This is a genomic window from Paenibacillus mesotrionivorans, from assembly GCF_046098205.1.
Lineage (GTDB): Bacteria > Bacillota > Bacilli > Paenibacillales > NBRC-103111 > Paenibacillus_AR > Paenibacillus_AR mesotrionivorans.
In genome coordinates this window covers 63958-81713 of record NZ_JBJURJ010000006.1, presented here as the reverse complement: position 1 = coordinate 81713, position 17756 = coordinate 63958, and the positions used below count along the sequence as shown (strand labels likewise).

Genomic DNA, 17756 nt, shown 5'->3' with positions numbered 1-17756 from the left:
GTAATAAATATGCGTGATTATTATCAAATAATTAGACGGATAGTCAAAAGAAATCCGCTTTTAAATAAAATTTATTCAACAGCGAAACAATCCGTCATAAATAATGTTATTAACACTCATATAGGAGAAATTACTCCTTTTTCACCAAGGATGAGTCAGCTATCTGGTAAGCGTTTGAATTTGTTAGTTCCTTCAATAAATTTAGAGCATGTATTTGGGGGGATTTCAACTGCTATCAAATTTTTCGAGGAATTAGTTGAAAACATTGAAGGATGCAAGATGCGAATTATCCTTACTGATGCTGGACCCACTAATTATGATAAAGAAAAGTTTAAGGATTTCATTATTAGCCAATGTGATGAAGACCCAAATCAAATGAAGCTGATCGTGCCTTTTAATGATCGATATAATAAAACAATCCCTGTAGGTAAAGAGGATATTTTTTTGGCGACGTCATGGTGGACAGCCTATGCTGCACAAAGGGTAGCTGGTTGGCAAGCCGAACAGTACCAACAAAATATTAATAAGGTAATATATTTTATTCAAGATTTTGAACCGGGGTTTTATCAATGGTCTAGCCAATATGCATTAGCTGAAAGTACTTACCGTTATGAAGGACCGCAAATTGCAATATTTAACTCCTCATTGCTTCGTGATTATTTCCACAATCATAACTTTTCCTTTACTGAGGAGTATTTTTTTGAACCAAAACTAAATAATCATTTAAGAAAAATCCTCTTGGAACAAAAAGATAAATTAAAGAAGAACAAGCAGATTCTTATATATGGGAGACCATCTGTACCGAGAAATGCGTTTAACCTAATAGTTGAGGCATTAAGGTTGTGGGTTTGGAAATGCCCCACAGCTTCGGAGTGGACACTTATATCAGCTGGAGAGGCCCACCCTGAAGTAGAGTTGGGAAATGGAATTAGTCTTTTATCAAAGGGAAAGATGACTTTAGATGAGTATGCAAATACGCTTAAGGTTTCTGCTCTTGGCATCTCATTAATGATCTCTCCTCACCCAAGTTATCCTCCTTTAGAGATGGCTTACTTCGGGTTGAATGTTTTAACCAACAATTACGAGAATAAAGATTTGTCTGTGTACCATAGGAATATTCATTCAATGCAAAAATACGATCCGGATTCTTTAGCAGATGAGTTAACAAAGCTTTGTATTGACTTTGATGCAAATCATGAATTGGAATCTCAACACAGTGACTCTGAACAGAATGATTATTTAAATAATTCGCCACAGTTCTTGTTTTTAAATTCTTTAGATTTATTTCCAAAAGGAGTCGTGGAATGAGCAGGAAATATTGGATGGCTTTTTCTTTTATCCTTATTTTTATTTATTTATTGTTATCTTTATATGATAGTAACATTAATTATCTTATATTAGCATCAGCCATTTTTTTGTTTGGTATTACTCAATGTTTAATGAAAACTGACATGAAAATGATCATTATATTTTTATTGCTTATTGCAAGTGTATATTTTATTTTTATCCCATCGTTTTCACCAGTTGATGAGGATGCTCATTTTGATTACATTATGCATATTGTTAGACACCGGGATATTCCAACACTATTTGATAAAATAGATTTAGATTATATTTCTCAGACTTCAAATCTCATTAATGCTCCTACAGGTACAATTCAATATGAAGCAGTCCATCCTCCTTTATATTATTTAATGGCTGCAGTAATAGCCTTATTTTCTAGTCATGTAACTGTCTCCTTCTATATGATTAGAATGTTAGGGCTTATATGTTTTGGACTAACAATCTATCTAATCATTAAAAGTTATAAGGAATTAGTTGAACAAAAAGTTGTTTCAGAAAATGCACCTCTTTTTTACGGCATTCTCATTCTGTTTTTTATGTCACCAGGAATAATCACACGAATGATCACAATAAGTAATGAACATTTGGCGGTTTTGTTGTGTACTGGAATTTTTGCATTTTGGATTAAGTTTCATTTTAATAAACGATTTGTACACCTTATTAGCTTTAGTGTTTTGACAGGTATGGTTATCATAACAAAATTAACAACCATCTTTATCGCCGCGGTGATTTTACTTTATCTTTTAACCATGGATACCGCATTGAAGAAAAAGGTAAAGATGATGGTGATTTTTTCAACCATATGTATTTTAATTTTAGCTCCATGGATACTTTTTAACTTGCATCAATACCATGCATTCACAGCTACAAAGTTACATGTAGAATTCGTGAGAGGTCTTTTGCCTTCCCAAGATCTGAATCTTGGGTCTATATTACAGTATACAACTGATTTCTTGATGACCTATTGGAGTCCCCAAGAAGTTATTCCACGAAAAGACCCATTCCTATTTTTCGCTTTAACCTTAGTGGTCTTTTTCTTTTGGGTACTTATGTATGCTTTTTCAAAGTGTTTTTCAGGCATACAAGATATTATTTATGGAAAGTCTCTTTCAATACAGACTTTTTTTTCAATAGTGTTCTTGTGTAATATAGCTATGCTAGTACTTGGAACTTACTCGACAAATATTAGTGTTATGATAGGCAGGTATTTGTATATTTCTATTCTTCCTATTGTTTTTTTAACATATTTATTTATTACAAAAGTAGTGCTGATTCAATACCAAAGGTTAGTATTAGCTATTTTATTAATCTTTATTTGTTTATTATCTTCCTATAACATCCATACACTTTTAAATTCATCCAATAATATACCGGATAAAATAATTACTGCTCATCTGAAGGATTCGATTAGTTCAAAGAATTTTAGTGATCCAAAATTTAAAAGAATGTTGGATGTTCATAATTTAAATAATATTCCATATAATTTGGGTGAAAAATCAATTTCTTTTATAAACTTTGAAGGAATGAAGAATCTCATTTCAAATTCAGCTGATCTGAAGTTAAACAGTTTAACTGTGAATAAAAATAATGATAGAGGTATCAATTTTTTAGTAAACAATCAGGATCCTCATTTTACATTTGAAATTCCCCAGCATACAACTTCAATGTATGATTATTTACTGATTACTTTCACTAAACTCCAAGAAAATCAAATTGCAAAAGGGCAATTGTTTTGGAATAATGGATCGGGGTTCACTGAAGAAATGTCTCTTTTGTTTGATGTTTCTATTGAGGGAGTATACATCCTTCCAATGGGACAAATAAGTGGATGGGTAAATTCAAAATTTATAAATGAAATTAGGCTAGATATTGAGAACGTAAGTGAATTCTCTATAGATAGGATATCATTAGAAAAATAATAGTTTACACCTAGAAGAATATTTATTTTACCAGGAGGAAAAATGAATATAAAAAATGGCTATTTTAGAGCATTTTCATTGTGCATTTTTTTTACTTTATTAATCTCTTCTTTTTTCACAAAGTTTTTTTTAAATAACAGCAATTCAACAATTAAAAATTTTTCTAAACACATTATGTCCAATGCAACATTTGAAAATATAAATATCTCTAGTAAGATCGCTAATTTCTATATTTTGTTCTTATGCGTCATTCTATTAAATTTTATGTTGTTTTTTATCATAAACAAAATGATGAATAAAGATTTATTGGAGGATTATAAGCAATATAACGATTTTGCAATTATTGGTATTGCAAGTATAATTGGAAGTTACTTTTCTTCCACGAGTTCTTTAGAGACAGCTCCTCTGATTATTGCGGTAGTTATAATTATAAGATTCTTAATTCGGAAACAACTTCAAACTGCAGGAACAACATATTACTGGGTTATTTTTATTTCTTTCCCTCTTGCAACTTACTTGTCAGTAATTTTATCAATAAGTTTTATTTTAATTTATTTTTTTGTTTGCTTAGCATTAATAATAGGGCTCAGGTTTATATCCGATCAAAAAGTACTAATTACAGCATCAATACCACTGCTTTTTACCAGCATATTTCAAAGTATAATGTTGGAAGTATATAATATTATCAATATTAGAGCAGACATTGTTCTAGATATTCCAGTTATAAATTACTCAATAATCATGATATTAGCCATGGCGGCATCATTTTTTAGATACAAAAAACAAAAAAATAAGCAAGAAATTGATGAAGAAGGAATAGTGAAAAAATTTCATTCATATTATATCCCCTTAAATTTAATTAGTTTTGGCCTTTTATTAGCTCAGCCCTTTAGAACAATAAAAAGTGGGGAAGAAATGTTTGAAATCGCCAATCATGGGTTAGCGATTGATCATTTATTTCGTTATGGATCTTTGCCATTCATCGAGAATTATGATGCACATATGTTGTATAATCAAATTTTTGGATATATTTATTCGGCTTTAAATGGTTATGAACCATGGGCATTTAGTTTGTACGACCCTTTGGTCATTATTTTCCATATTCTTTTATTATATTCTTTTCTTAATAAATTTATAGGTCATGAAAAGTCCTTTTTTTTAATACTAACTTTCCCCTTGCTTTTTAATTTATTTAATCAGTTATTTATTTTTTCTTATGTAATGGTTATGGTTTTAATCAAGTTTAAAGGTAAGAAGCTACCTTATTATCTTTTTTGGATGTCTTCCATTTTATTATGTTTATATAGACTTGATTTAGGGTTTTCCTCCATTGCTTCTGGGCTTTTAGTTTTTTGTTACCTATGCTTCTTTTATGATAAAAAGCAATTTAACTTTTTCAATATAATTACTTCAGGATTTATTTCATTATTAGGCGGGCTATCGATATTTACTTTACTGTGCTTATTAAAAGGTATTTCCCCTATAAATAGGATTATTGAATTTTTGGAAATATCTAACTCGAATCAAAATTGGGCTTATTCAAGTTACGGAGATCCCAGTTCTATACAGTTTATATTAGGATATTTTATTATTCCGCTTTCGGGGTTATTCGGTTTAATTTGGGTTTCAATGAAATGTTTACAGTCAAGAAAATTTAAACAAAACAATCAAATTCAAATAATTAGCTTTCTGTTTTTTCTGGGTTTTTATTTTTTTAATTTTCCCAGGGGAATTGTAAGACATTCACTTCTAGAAGGCTCATTGAGTTTTGTTCTTTCTACTTTTTCATTTGCTTTATTAGCATTTATATTTTTGTTTACTCAAAATAAAAAAGTGCTGCTAATTTTTTTAGCTGTTTCAATGATATTTGTGCTCTTCACTGGGAACTTAAAAACTCATAAATCCTTTTATGAAAGTGCTATTCATTCTCTCAGTTATAAGGAGCAATATGAAGAACCCAAAAGATTTTTGGGATCCAGGTTGGAGGGAAGTATACCAATTGATGCAAATCATCTTAAACAAATCTTAAATACAATTTTGGCCCCAGAAGAAACTTACTTCGATTTTGCTTCTGTCAATTATTATTATGCATTAGTCGAACGGAAAAACCCGGTATATGTGAATCAGTCACCATTGTTAATCAGCGGAGATAAATCGCAAAATTATACAATTGAGCAGATCCAAAATAGCAATTCGCCAATTGTTATAATGCCTATTCCAGGAAAATCCATGAATACTATTGATAGTATTTCTATTGATTATAAATACTATAAAATCTCAGAATATATCTATGAGAATTATGAACCTTTTATTAGATTAAACAATATTGATTTGTACAGTATAAAATCAAAAACTGAATCGTTCAAAAAAAGTCTAAACGGCCAAAAACTCTCTTTCAATTTTATTGATAAGCAACCAGAAGTATGGAATAGACAACTTGGATACATTCCTTTGTTGTGGGCTAATGACATGAACAATATCCCCCAAAGTCCACAATTTGAGCAGTTTCAACAGGTAACCGAAGTCGATCTAAATGTGAAGCAATATAGTAAGAATACACCAACATTTTTAATAATTGAAATTGATAGTAGCAAAAAAGACAATATGCTTATTAATTTAAAGTCAAAATCAGATTTGTTAGGACAGTTTAATTTTTATCTTAAAGAAGGTAAGCACCAATATGCAATTTTACTAAGTACTGATTTAAAGTGGTGGAATGGAGAAGTTGAATTCCTTACCTTTTCAACTACAATCCCAATTTCTATAACTAATATAGTATGGAAATATGATGACAAGTTTTCAAATTTTCAAAGTCAACATTTAGGAAGTGCAAATTTGAATCTTTCTGATATAAATGATGATAATTGGTCGCGAGGAGTTAGTTCAAATGGTGATATTTTGTTGTTTGAAAAAAATCCAATTAATCAGTATTATCTAAAAACAGGTAGAACATTAAAGTATGACGAAAGTATGGCAAAAATAAAAGACATCGTTTATTTTGGTGACACCTATATACACGTATTTTTAGACCGACCAATAATGTTTAAACAAGAAGAAAATCTAGCAATACTTATTGAAGACTAATGTACTAATAAGACAAGGAGATTTAAATGACCATTTTACTTTTAATAATTGCCATGATTTTTAATCTTACTGCTCAGTACTTCTTGAAAAATGGAGTCTTGGGATTTAAATTTGAAGGTTTTGATTTATATCAGCTGATTAAACTATTTACCCTGCCTTCCATTTGGATAGGAGCCTTGCTATATGGAGGAAGTTTTTTATTTTACATTTTAGCAATATCCCGCGGCGACCTAAGCAAAATCTCTCCTGTTTCTCAAGCACTCACCACATTGGGAGTAGTGGCGATGTCAGTTTTATTATTTAATGAGCCGCTTTCATTATTTAAAATAATTGGTATTTTACTATTAGTGGGAGGAACTATCGTAATTTTCTTGTAGATGGTATACTAAAATAGTTATTTAAAGTTAGTTAGAAAAGTCAAATAGAATGGAGTTTCTAACGTGCAAAAGTATGATTACCTTGTATTTGGTGCTGGTATCTATGGACTCTATGCAACAAAATTTTTGGCTGAAAAGGGTTTAAAAGTAGCTTTAATTGAATTCGATAAAGAACCTTTAATCCGTGCCAGTTATATTAATCAAGCGCGTGTGCATAATGGTTATCATTACCCAAGAAGTGTCTCGACAGCTGCAAAATCAGCAAACTATTACCAACGGTTTAGTGAGGAATTTTCATTTGCAGTAAATAAAGAGTTTCTTAAGGTTTATGCTATTTCAGCAACAGATTCCCTTACTAATTCGGAGCAGTTTGAAAATTTTTGTGAGTATGTCAATATTCCAGCTATAGAGATAAATAGTAAAAACTACTTTAATAAAGGAACTGTTGAAGCCGCGTATGAAACAACCGAATTTACTTATGATGCAAACATTATCAGAAAGTGGTTCGTTGAGGAACTGAAGAAACTAACAAATGTTGATGTTTTTTATGGTATGAGATTAATGAATTTTCAAAAAGACAATGATTGTTTTTGTGTTAATTTTCAAAATCAAATAGAGATTTCTTCTCCTCGTGTGCTGAATGCAACTTATGCCAGTATAAATCAAATTTTGAATTTTTTTAAATATGATCTATTTAATATTAAATATGAAATATGTGAAATAATTCTAACACGAGTTAATTCAAAGCTTAAGAATGTTGGAATTACAGTTATGGATGGACCCTTTTTCTCGGTTATGCCCTTTGGATTTTCAGGAACACATTCACTTACTTCGGTTGGTCATACGCCGCATGAAACTTCATATAATTCGTTACCGACTTACAGCTGTCAAAGTAAAAACAAGATGTGTACTCCAACGCAACTTCAAAACTGTAATCTTTGTCCCGCAAAACCGGAATCCGCATGGACAAGAATGCACCAGCTATCCAAAAAATATTTAGTGCCGGATATAGAAATTAGTTATATAGACTCCCTCTGGTCTGTTAAGGCCATTATGAATGCAGCAGAGCTTGATGATTCCAGACCAACTGTTATTAGAAAGTTTGAAGAATTACCCTCGTTTATTTCAGTTCTTTCAGGAAAATTTAATACCATTTATGATCTGGAGGACGCTCTTTTATGATGAAGGAACATGTTTTCGTATCTGCAATAATTTATGCACGAAATAATGAGAAGGAGATTTCAAAAACACTAGAAAGCATAGATACTGTTTTAAATAAGACCTTTATAAATTATGAAATAGTTATTGTGAATGACTTTAGTGAAGATAAAACACTTCAAATTATTAGAAATACAATTCCAAGCCTTCGCGGCAATATTATTGTTATAAACTTATCCCGGAAGCATGGTGTAGAAAATGCGATGATGGCCGGATTAAACAAGTCTATGGGTGATTTTGTTTATGAATTTGATTCCGCTATTATCGATTATAATATTGATCTAATACCGCAATTATACAAAAAGGCTGTTACTGGGTTTGACATTGTTTCAGCTTCCACGGAACTATCTTCATCATTTTCAAAACTTTTTTACAAGGTTATTAATCGTATTTCATATTTGGATTTGGATTTGGGTACCGAAAGAATTCGATTGGTCACCAGAAGAGCGCTCAATGCTATGCTTTGTTTAAAAGAAAAAGTTAGGTACCGCAAGGCTCTATACGCATATACTGGCTACGCAAAAGCAAAAGTAGAATTTCTATCAACAGGAAATTATCCTCAAAAGAAACTAAATCGAGAAAATGTAGCACTGGCCTTGGATGTGTTGGTTTCATTTTCTAACTTTGGATTAAGAATATCGCATTATCTTTCATTTTTGTTTTTCTTTTTCTCGATTTTTATGTTAGGTTATTCAGTTTATAATTATGTTTTTAATAGAAATGTAGTAGAGGGCTGGACAACAATTATGATTTTAATTTCAACCGGTTTTGCGGGGTTATTCTTTATTATAGGCATGCTTGGCGAATACATCTCTAGAATACTCATTGAATCTCAAAATCGACCTTTTTACAGCACCAAGTCAGTAGAACTGTATAAAGAAAAACCAGGTGCGAAAAATAATGCTGAAGCTGAGGTTGCAGTTACGAATAGTATCTGAGGAGGAAGATGCATTGAGTAAAGCTCTTATTGGTTATACTGGTTACGTTGGTTCATCGCTGATGGATCAAACATACTTTGACTCTACATTTAATTCAAAAAATATTGAACAGATTAGTGGAAAAGAGTTCGATCTTTTAATTTGTGCGGGAGCTCCTGCTGTAAAATGGAAAGCTAATCAGGATCCTGATGAAGATTGGCAGAATTTAAACCGACTAATGAATAATCTTAGAAAAGTCTATTGTAAAAAATTAGTTTTGATATCTACAGTAGATGTTTATCCAGTGCCGGTTAAGGTAAATGAAGATTCGAAAATTATACCGGAAGAAAATACACCTTATGGTAAACACCGTTTTTATCTTGAACAATTTACAAAGAGCAATTTTAGCGATGTATCTATTGTGAGACTTCCGGGGCTTTTTGGAAAAGGATTAAAAAAGAATTTTATATATGATATGATTCATAATAATTGTTTAGATTTGCAACATAAAGACAGTCAGTTTCAATTTTATGATTTAAAAAATTTATGGAGAGATATAGAACTTTCTTTAAGTCAAGATATTAAGTTAATCAATTTTTCATGTGAGCCTGTTACGGCCTCTGAAATTTCGCAGAAATGTTTTGGTGTTCCTTTTAATAATATTCCTCACAATAACCCTGCATATTACGATATGAAAAGTAAATATGCATCATTATTCAATAAAAGTAAGGAATATATGTATACTAAAGAAGAAGTACTTCATCAAATTATTGACTTTATAGAAGCAGAGCGAGTGAAGAACTGATGAAATTATCAATTTCGAACATTGCTTGGGAAAAAGAAGAGGATACTAAAATCCTGCCGATATTAAAAGAGTATGGATTTTTGGGGGTTGAGGTAGCACCCACAAAAATAAATAATCCAGTATCAGCCATTACAAAAGATCAGCTCCAAAAATATAGAGATTTTTGGAACAGTAATGGAATCCAGTTGAATGCTATGCAATCTTTACTGTTTGGTAGACCGGATATTATATTATTTGACTCTAAAGAAAAGCAGCAAGAAGCTATTGGTTATTTTGGGGATATCTTTACTATTGCCCAAGTTCTCGGCGTTCAAAAGTTAGTTTTTGGTTCTCCCAAAAATCGTTTAATTAAAGGCAGGGATCAAAAAGAAGTTTTTAGTGAAGCTGTTTCTTTATTCGAGAAAATAGGGGAGTTGGCTCATAAAAAGGAAGTTGTTTTCTGCATAGAACCTAACCCTTTACAATATGGTTGTGATTTTGTTACAACGTCTATAGAAGCATTGCAGTTAGTTAAGGCTGTAAATCATCCCGGCTTTGGGCTTCATTTGGATACTGGGACGATGATTATAAATAATGAAAGTCCAGCTAATATTTTGGAACAGTGTATGCCTTACATTCAGCATTTCCACATCAGCGAACCTTTTCTCGATTTAATTGGCTCAAATACGTCCATTCACAGAGAAATTTCTATTATTTTGAAGGAATATCAATATAGCAATTGGATATCAATTGAAATGAAGAATAATATAAAATTGAATAATTACGAAGCCGTCAATGAAGCAATCCACTTTGTTGCTGAGCTATACCAAAGTTAAGGAGAACGTAATGATTGATTATAAAGATCGAGGCTGGGAAATACCACTGCACTCCATCAATGAGTTTAAAAGTAAATCAAAAGATTATTGTGTATGTGTACCTGTAATAAATGAAGGTGAGAAAATTAAGAAACAAATTCTTCGAATGAGTCCGTTTTCTGAATGGGTTGATATTATTATATTGGATGGAGGAAGCACTGACGGTTCCCTTAATCCCGATTTTCTTATGAAAAATGGAATTCGCGCATTGCTAACAAAACAAGATAAGGGGAAGCTCAGCGCACAACTTCGGATGGGGTTTGGTTTTGCGTTACAGCAAGGATACAAGGGTATTATAACAGTTGATGGTAATGGCAAAGATGGAGTAGAAGCAATACCTGAATTTGTAAGAAGCATGGAACAGGGGTTTGATTTTGTCCAGGGCTCTCGTTATATTCCAGGAGGTACAGAAATAAATACTCCACTAAGCAGAAAACTTGCAATAAAAATTATGCATGCACCATTCTTATCTCTACTCTCTCGCCATCATTATACAGATACAACAAATGGATTTAGAGGGCATTCATCTCGATTTCTATTGGATCACCGTTTACAGCCATTTCGGTCAATCTTTGATTCATATGAACTTTTAGCCTATATTACTGTAAAAGCACCGCGGCTTGGTTATAAGGTTAAGGAAATTCCAGTATCAAGAATTTACCCCGAAGGTAAAATTCCTACAAAAATAAGCCCATGGAAAGGTAACTTATTATTAATAAAAATTCTTTGGAGAACAATGCTTGGGGTATATGATCCAATAAATCATAAGGACTCTGGCAATAACGGTTTGTCCAGTTAATTAATATGTTTAACATTTAACTAGTTTTTATCCGGATTTAATTAATCCGGATTATTTATTATATTAATTAAAAAATTAATGTAGTGATAATGGTGACCAAATGAAAAGAAAAATCGCAATTCTTCTTACCACATATAACGGTGAAAAGTTTATTCAAGAGTTGTTGGATTCTATACTTGTTACCAATCATCTTGAATCGTTGTTCTTATATATTAGAGATGATGGTTCTACAGACAATACAATAAGAATACTGAAACAATACCGAGCTAAATATAAACATAATATTCAAGTTTATTTTGGTAAAAATATTGGAATCTTACCAGGATTTAATTTTTTGTTAAAGAAATCTTTAGAGGGTGATCATTTTTATTTTATGTTTGCCGATCAAGACGATAAGTGGCTAGATGTTAAGATTGATAAACTAGTAACTTCCTTGAAAGCTAATGATCTTCAAAAGCCTAAACTTGTCCACAGCGATCTGTATGTAGTCAATGAGAATTTAGATATTATATCTGAATCATTTTGGCAGTACCAATACTTACACTCAGATTCAATTAATTTAAACCAAATACTCATTCAAAATGTTGTCACGGGCTGTACAATTGGAATAAATAGAAAGTTGGCAGAAATGGTATATCCTATACCTGAAGAAGCAGTCATGCATGACTGGTGGATTGCATTAACCGCCAGTGCTTTTGGGATAATTGAATCAATCAATGAGCCGCTAGTTTATTATAGGCAACACAGTTCAAATACTATAGGTGCTCAGGAATACTTTTTTTCAATGAAGAAATTAATCGAGCCTTTCGTTATGTCAAAATATACAAGGCAGGCTGAGGCTTTTTATTTAAAATATTCCGATAAACTAAGTGAAAGCCAACGAAAAATGCTGAATGACTTTATTCGTTTATCATACGTAAACAGAATACACGCTGTTAAAATCATTTTTACTCATTCATTTTATAAAATTGGTTTTCTTCGTAACCTTGGACTTCTAGCTAAAATATTATTTCAAAAAAGAAAATAAGATTTTACTTTTAATTTTTATTCATAGACAGATGTTATAAATTAATGTATCGTCCTGCTGCTACAGAGTTTACCTTGTAAAGATATAAAACAAATAGATAATGGAGCCTCGGGACAAAAAATGAAACCTCAAAAACTAAATTTACTTATAGATATTAGTATAATTATCGTTAATTATAGGACTCTCAGATTAACCATGGATGCAATTAAGTCGGTATTTCAATCTGTTACTGAGCGAAAATATGAAGTTATACTTATAGATAATAACTCTTCTGACGGAATTATTGAGATTGCAACTAATAATTATCCTCAAATACTTACCATTGAAAATCAGAATAATGTTGGCTTTGCTAAAGCAAATAACCAAGGTATTTCTATAGCTAGTGGACGTTACATCCTCCTGTTAAATTCGGATACAGTTATCTGTCAGGATACGATTGAATTTATGGTTTCTATTATGGATGCCCATCCTACTGTAGGAGCAAGCGGCTGCAAGGTTGTTCTTCCCAACGGAGAACTGGATAAAGCATGCCGAAGAGGCTTCCCTACGCCTTCGGCTTCCTTTTATTATGCTTTTGGCTTTTCCAAGCTCTTCCCTAATGTTCCACGCTTCAATCAATATCAATTGGGATATCTGGATCCGGATGAATCGTATCCCGTTGATTGTTTGGTCGGTGCTTTCATGATGGTACGCAGGGAAGTAATCGATCAAGTGGGGGGACTGGACGAGGAGTTTTTTATGTACGGTGAGGACATCGACTGGTGCTACCGCATAAAGCAAGCCGGCTGGGAGATCTATTATTACCCGAAGACCTCCATTACTCACTATAAAGGGGCATCGAGCCGTCGTAAGCCTTTTAAGATTGTGTATGAGTTTCATCGGGCGATGTGGCTGTTTCATCGGAAGCATTACAAAAAAAAGTACTTGCCTTTGGTGAATGGTTTGGTTTACCTTGGAATTGGGATTAAACTACTCATGGCGTTAATCAAAAATGGCATGAAACGTTTGGGGTGAAGGTAACCGATGATTCGCAGAAATCAGCATATTCTTTCTCAACTGATTGCGATATGCGATTATGTGTTGTTTTTGTTTTCCTTCTCCGCAGCCTGGTGGATAAAGTTTGAATCAGGCTGGTTTAGCTCTGGTGGATTTTTGCCACTTCAAACGTACTTTATATGGGCTATGATTTATGGAGCGCTCGCGTTGGTGTTGGGGTTCTTTTTAAATTTTTATGTGCCTAAACGAAAGAAGCGTTTTTCATTTGAAGTGGTTAAGATTTTGCAGATTCATTTTTTTAGCCTATTAATTCTTCTGAGCTTTTTATTTATTTATAAAGAGATTCATATATCCAGAGAGTTTCTTGCGATATTCGTGTCGTTCAGTGTTATGAGTCAATGTGTATTCCGCTACTCCGTCAAAATAGCCACCCGTGAGCTTCGGAAGAAGGGGTATAATAAACAATTTGTCCTTATCCTCGGAGCAGGCAGTCTGGGTAAACGATTCTCCAATAACCTGGAGCAATACAAAGAGCTGGGTTATGAAGTGATTGGGTTCCTAGATGATTACAGCACGGATTCTGAGGCTGACGGCGGGTCCTACAAGCCCATTATCGGGAAGCTGGAGGACTTGGAACATGTCCTTGGTTCGGAGCTTGTAGACGAGGTTGTAATCGCTCTGCCGTTAACCGCGCATCTGAAGTACGGGCAAATTATTGCAACCTGTGAGAAGATGGGGGTCCGCACGCTTATTATTCCGGACTTCTTTGATTATTTGCCGGCGCGGCCGTATTTTGATAATTTTGCGGGGATGCCGTTAATTAATGTGCGGAGTATTCCTTTGGATGATCTGGGTAATCGAATTCTGAAGCGGGGATTCGATATTAGCTTTTCGCTGTTGGCGATTCTGATTACGCTGCCGGTGATGCTGCTGGTTGCCGCGTTGGTGAAGCTGGGCTCGCCGGGCCCTGTGATTTTTAAGCAGGAGCGGGTTGGGTTTAACCGACGGAATTTCTTTATGTACAAATTCCGTACGATGAAGGTTATGCCGGAGACGATGTCCAATACGCAGTGGACGGTGGAGAATGATCCGCGGCGGACGAAGGTTGGCGAATTCCTACGCCGGACCAGCCTGGATGAGCTGCCTCAGTTTTTTAATGTGCTTCTGGGACATATGAGTGTGGTAGGACCTCGTCCGGAGCGTCCTTATTTTGTGGAGCAATTTAAGGAAGAGATACCGAAGTATATGGTAAAACATCATATCCGTCCTGGGATTACGGGGTTGGCTCAAAGCAAAGGTTTGCGTGGGGATACGTCCATCAGCGAACGGGTGAAAGAGGATATTTTCTATATTGAGAATTGGACGCTTTTATTTGATATTAAGATTATTCTGAAGACGATTATAAATGGGTTTGTGAACAAAAATGCCTATTGATGCCGGAAGTGGTCATGGGGGAAATTGGGGAATTTAGGATATCCCTGTTGACTTTTCATATCATTCCGCATTAAAATTAGCGTATATTTCCAACCATACTGTCCCACACTGGTAAGAGCAAGCATAGGATGCTTACAGGGGGGCCGGCGATGGAAAAGGATGATTCATGGATTCAGGATGATCCGTTGGGTATTGGCCGAGGAATGGTGTATGGGGTGGTGCTGGGCGCGTTGATTTGGGCCGGCATTATCGGTGGAATTGTTTGGTGGCTGAGGTAAGCAATTGCATATTGAACATTCGTCGCAAAGCATGCGTGGATGGATCCCGAAGGGGATCTTTCCGCGCATTTTTTAATTCCACGGGAAGGGGGTGGCAGTGTTGAGGAAAGGAGGTGGCAGAGTGAAGGAGGTAGTCGTTGTTTTAGACGAGGTGGAGGGGGTGCGAATAGAATAAATTTGGTCGGAGTAACTCGAAATAACGCTAAGATTCTTTGTTTTTGATGATTTTTGTGAACAATGTGTGAATTCAAAAACTTTTCCGTTATCTTTTTGAAGCTGATGCTGTCTACGCTAACAGAAGGGCAAGAGAAGAAATGCCTATTAGCGCAGAGACGCAAATGCGAAAGGGAGATGATGGAGCAATGTTGATGTCCATACCGTTGCCGGTGCAGGTGGATATGGTGTTGGAGGATTTGACGGAGGAGCTGTGCGGCCTGAAGGAAGGCACGGTGTTTCTGCACATTGAGGATGGGATTGTGAAGACCTATGGCGTCCGTCATCGGTTGGAGAACCGGGTGGAGCCGGGGGCTGAGGGGGATTCCCAGGTTGTGGCGGTCCGTCCGCGGCAGGTGGAGCTGCTCCGGGAAATGGCGACAGATGTGGTGAAGCGGAGGACCCATTGGAACACAGGCATGATGTCCTACCGTTTTGTGATGCGGAAGGGGTCCATTCAGGTTTCTGTGGATTATAAGGAGCAAAAATAGAAGATTTATAAGAATAAAGTACCACATGTGTTAATTATTTGAACAAAATACAAAATAGTTGATAAATCTACAAAATATAACTATAATAGGACTCAATACTTACATAATCATACAGAAGAATGACATATTTCAACAGTATCTGAGGAGGTTAGTAATGCAGTCGGAACAGATTTCTCTCGCAAGGCAGATGGATTTGGTGATCCGGACAATGCAGGATGAACTGCGTTATTTGGCATCAGGGACGGTTTTTGTGCAGATCCGCAATGATGTGGTGGGCAAGTATGGTGTAAAGCATGAGCCCATCGAGATCAGCGGGGATGAGCTGCCTGCTCCCGAGATCCATATGTCGGACAGCCATATTAAGGCATTCCGTCAATTGGCGGTTGGTTCGTTGAGTCATAAAAGGAATTGGACATACGGGGAAATGTATTTCGAATTTGCAATGCGGCGGAATGTGCTGAACGTAAGCATTCAATTGGAATCGAACTACAATATGGCGAATCTGTTCAACAAGTTTCCTCCTCAATAAGATAGGGGGGAAATAAGGGCGAATAAGGCTAAACAAAGAGGGTCTTAAGGTAAAACCATTTTTTGAACTCATTCATTATACTCATCTTTCATTTCTATGATCATTTTCTGTATCATTTCTGGGGGACTGCCGCGGCAGTCTCTTTTTTCTTGCTTTTATTGCCGGGGTGCGATTAGGGACAAACTTTTTCCCAGGCTTGTCATGCTAGTCTGCATAATGGGTCAAGTCTCCTCATAGACATGTACCAATGTTTGAATCAGGTGCAGAGGGGATGATGAAGGATGCGTCGTCGGATATGGGGTTTGAGCGTGGTGCTGCTTGTTGTGGTACTGGCGCTGGCAGGTTGTTTCGGAGGTAAGAAGGACGCGGGAGCAGTGGTGAAGGATTTGGACAAGCAAGTGGAGAAGCTGGAAAGCTACACCAGCACGGGGACTATGACCCTCCATACAGGCACGGAGCCTCAGGAATATCAGGTGGAGGTGTCGTTCCAGAAGCCGTCGTATTACCGGATTTCGCTCTCCAATGACAAGAAGGATATTTCCCAGATTGTGCTGAAAAATGACGACGGTGTGTTTGTTCTGACGCCTCATCTGAACAAAAGCTTCCGGTTCCAAAGCGATTGGCCGAAGAATCAGGGCCAGGTGTACCTGTATGAGTCGCTGGTGAACAGTATCGATCAGGACAAGGAGCGGCAGTTTACAACGGACGGCGATTCGTATGTGTTCGATGTGCTGGCCAACTACTCGAATTCCTCGCTTTCGCGCCAAAAGATCTGGATCAACAAGAAGAGCTTCGCTCCCCAGACAGTGGAAATTTATGATGCCCAGAACAAGCCGGTTGTGGTGATGAATTTCAACGACTTCAAGTTTAATGAGACCTTCGAGAAGGATTATTTCGATATGCAGCGCAACATGACCAGCGCCCGGATTACCCTTCCCACCATGGGGCTGGAGACGCAGAAGGAAACCGCAGCGGCACAAACCGGCACTTCTGCACAGGGTACAACAAAACAGGGCACAACACCGGTACAAGGCAGCGCAGGGGCCCAGCAGCCTGCCGCCAACGCAGCCGGAACGCCGGCAGTTCCCCAGTCCCAGGGCGTTTCGCTCGTCGAGCCGTCCTATATCCCGGCCGGGGTGGGCAAACCCAAGGCAAGTGAAACCACATTGGGTGAAAATGCAGCCATTCTTTTGAAATATACCGGCACCTACAACTATACGCTACTGGAGTCCAGACCCTCCGACAAATCGGTTTCCTACCAGGATGGAGAGCTGGTGGATCTGGGGTACAGCTTCGGGGTGCTGACCGGCGGGGAGAAGAAAACCCTGCTCTGGATGGCCCAAGGCACGGAGTTCAGACTGTCCTCCGGAGATCTTCCCGTCAAGGAAATGGTCCAAATTGCCATCTCCGTTCAAGGCTCGTCCGGCAAATAATCGGCGGAAAGTTCATTGACAGCTTTACGGGGAGCAAG

At 35.9% G+C, this 17756-nt stretch carries 16 protein-coding genes; all 16 read left to right on the top strand.

Features of this window, described 5'->3' with window-relative positions; genetic code table 11:
* Positions 1 to 9: 9 nt before the first annotated feature.
* The 16 genes from ACI1P1_RS10365 to ACI1P1_RS10290 all read left to right on the top strand — a co-directional run bounded on the left by ACI1P1_RS10365 (position 10) and on the right by ACI1P1_RS10290 (position 17718).
* Positions 10 to 1308 carry a rhamnosyltransferase WsaF family glycosyltransferase gene (locus tag ACI1P1_RS10365; RefSeq protein WP_416216309.1) on the top strand — a complete coding sequence of 433 codons (1299 nt, stop codon included), beginning with the start codon at positions 10 to 12 and terminating at the stop codon, positions 1306 to 1308.
* Positions 1305 to 3263: an ArnT family glycosyltransferase gene (locus tag ACI1P1_RS10360; protein WP_416216308.1), complete on the top strand. Its 1959-nt coding sequence runs from the start codon at positions 1305 to 1307 to the stop codon at positions 3261 to 3263. Before ACI1P1_RS10365 ends, ACI1P1_RS10360 begins: the two co-directional genes overlap by 4 nt.
* A gap of 42 nt (positions 3264 to 3305) precedes the next feature.
* A complete protein-coding gene (locus tag ACI1P1_RS10355; protein WP_416216307.1) occupies positions 3306 to 6347 on the top strand; it encodes a hypothetical protein in 3042 nt (1013 codons plus the stop codon).
* A gap of 26 nt (positions 6348 to 6373) precedes the next feature.
* Entirely contained in the window at positions 6374 to 6724 is a 351-nt protein-coding gene (locus tag ACI1P1_RS10350; protein WP_416216306.1) for a DMT family transporter, read from the top strand.
* Positions 6725 to 6787: 63 nt separating this feature from the next.
* Positions 6788 to 7906 carry an FAD-dependent oxidoreductase gene (locus ACI1P1_RS10345; RefSeq protein ID WP_416216305.1) on the top strand — a complete coding sequence of 373 codons (1119 nt, stop codon included), beginning with the start codon at positions 6788 to 6790 and terminating at the stop codon, positions 7904 to 7906.
* Positions 7903 to 8880 carry a glycosyltransferase gene (locus tag ACI1P1_RS10340; RefSeq protein ID WP_416216304.1) on the top strand — a complete coding sequence of 326 codons (978 nt, stop codon included), beginning with the start codon at positions 7903 to 7905 and terminating at the stop codon, positions 8878 to 8880. Before ACI1P1_RS10345 ends, ACI1P1_RS10340 begins: the two co-directional genes overlap by 4 nt.
* 13 nt (positions 8881 to 8893) lie before the next feature.
* A complete protein-coding gene (locus tag ACI1P1_RS10335; RefSeq protein WP_416216303.1) occupies positions 8894 to 9664 on the top strand; it encodes an NAD-dependent epimerase/dehydratase family protein in 771 nt (256 codons plus the stop codon).
* Positions 9664 to 10479: a sugar phosphate isomerase/epimerase family protein gene (locus ACI1P1_RS10330; protein WP_416216302.1), complete on the top strand. Its 816-nt coding sequence runs from the start codon at positions 9664 to 9666 to the stop codon at positions 10477 to 10479. Before ACI1P1_RS10335 ends, ACI1P1_RS10330 begins: the two co-directional genes overlap by 1 nt.
* A 10-nt stretch (positions 10480 to 10489) precedes the next feature.
* Positions 10490 to 11317 (top strand): glycosyltransferase family 2 protein, encoded by an 828-nt coding sequence (locus tag ACI1P1_RS10325; protein WP_416216301.1) that lies wholly within the window; start codon positions 10490 to 10492, stop codon positions 11315 to 11317.
* A gap of 100 nt (positions 11318 to 11417) precedes the next feature.
* Positions 11418 to 12344, top strand: coding sequence for a glycosyltransferase family 2 protein (locus tag ACI1P1_RS10320; RefSeq protein WP_416216300.1), 927 nt, complete (start codon positions 11418 to 11420; stop codon positions 12342 to 12344).
* Between the two features lie 147 nt (positions 12345 to 12491).
* On the top strand, positions 12492 to 13358 hold the full coding sequence (locus ACI1P1_RS10315) for a glycosyltransferase family 2 protein (protein ID WP_416216556.1): 867 nt from the start codon (positions 12492 to 12494) through the stop codon (positions 13356 to 13358).
* A gap of 9 nt (positions 13359 to 13367) precedes the next feature.
* Entirely contained in the window at positions 13368 to 14774 is a 1407-nt protein-coding gene (locus ACI1P1_RS10310) for an undecaprenyl-phosphate glucose phosphotransferase (protein ID WP_416216299.1), read from the top strand.
* Between the two features lie 149 nt (positions 14775 to 14923).
* Complete coding sequence (locus ACI1P1_RS10305; protein ID WP_416216298.1) at positions 14924 to 15052, top strand: hypothetical protein; 129 nt, start codon at positions 14924 to 14926, stop codon at positions 15050 to 15052.
* Positions 15053 to 15420: 368 nt separating this feature from the next.
* Complete coding sequence (locus tag ACI1P1_RS10300) at positions 15421 to 15756, top strand: hypothetical protein (RefSeq protein ID WP_416216297.1); 336 nt, start codon at positions 15421 to 15423, stop codon at positions 15754 to 15756.
* 154 nt (positions 15757 to 15910) lie between these two features.
* Positions 15911 to 16285 carry an O-methyltransferase gene (locus ACI1P1_RS10295; RefSeq protein ID WP_416216296.1) on the top strand — a complete coding sequence of 125 codons (375 nt, stop codon included), beginning with the start codon at positions 15911 to 15913 and terminating at the stop codon, positions 16283 to 16285.
* A gap of 281 nt (positions 16286 to 16566) precedes the next feature.
* On the top strand, positions 16567 to 17718 hold the full coding sequence (locus tag ACI1P1_RS10290; protein ID WP_416216295.1) for a LolA family protein: 1152 nt from the start codon (positions 16567 to 16569) through the stop codon (positions 17716 to 17718).
* Positions 17719 to 17756: the final 38 nt, after the last annotated feature.

Coding starts and splice junctions, on each gene's coding strand:
- ACI1P1_RS10325 (WP_416216301.1), top strand. CDS start 10,490: ATGATTGATTATAAAGATCGAGGCTGGGAAATACCACTGCACTCCATC.
- ACI1P1_RS10295 (WP_416216296.1), top strand. CDS start 15,911: ATGCAGTCGGAACAGATTTCTCTCGCAAGGCAGATGGATTTGGTGATC.
- ACI1P1_RS10310 (WP_416216299.1), top strand. CDS start 13,368: ATGATTCGCAGAAATCAGCATATTCTTTCTCAACTGATTGCGATATGC.
- ACI1P1_RS10300 (WP_416216297.1), top strand. CDS start 15,421: ATGTCCATACCGTTGCCGGTGCAGGTGGATATGGTGTTGGAGGATTTG.
- ACI1P1_RS10290 (WP_416216295.1), top strand. CDS start 16,567: ATGCGTCGTCGGATATGGGGTTTGAGCGTGGTGCTGCTTGTTGTGGTA.
- ACI1P1_RS10320 (WP_416216300.1), top strand. CDS start 11,418: ATGAAAAGAAAAATCGCAATTCTTCTTACCACATATAACGGTGAAAAG.
- ACI1P1_RS10360 (WP_416216308.1), top strand. CDS start 1,305: ATGAGCAGGAAATATTGGATGGCTTTTTCTTTTATCCTTATTTTTATT.
- ACI1P1_RS10340 (WP_416216304.1), top strand. CDS start 7,903: ATGATGAAGGAACATGTTTTCGTATCTGCAATAATTTATGCACGAAAT.
- ACI1P1_RS10305 (WP_416216298.1), top strand. CDS start 14,924: ATGGAAAAGGATGATTCATGGATTCAGGATGATCCGTTGGGTATTGGC.
- ACI1P1_RS10350 (WP_416216306.1), top strand. CDS start 6,374: ATGACCATTTTACTTTTAATAATTGCCATGATTTTTAATCTTACTGCT.
- ACI1P1_RS10355 (WP_416216307.1), top strand. CDS start 3,306: ATGAATATAAAAAATGGCTATTTTAGAGCATTTTCATTGTGCATTTTT.
- ACI1P1_RS10330 (WP_416216302.1), top strand. CDS start 9,664: ATGAAATTATCAATTTCGAACATTGCTTGGGAAAAAGAAGAGGATACT.
- ACI1P1_RS10365 (WP_416216309.1), top strand. CDS start 10: ATGCGTGATTATTATCAAATAATTAGACGGATAGTCAAAAGAAATCCG.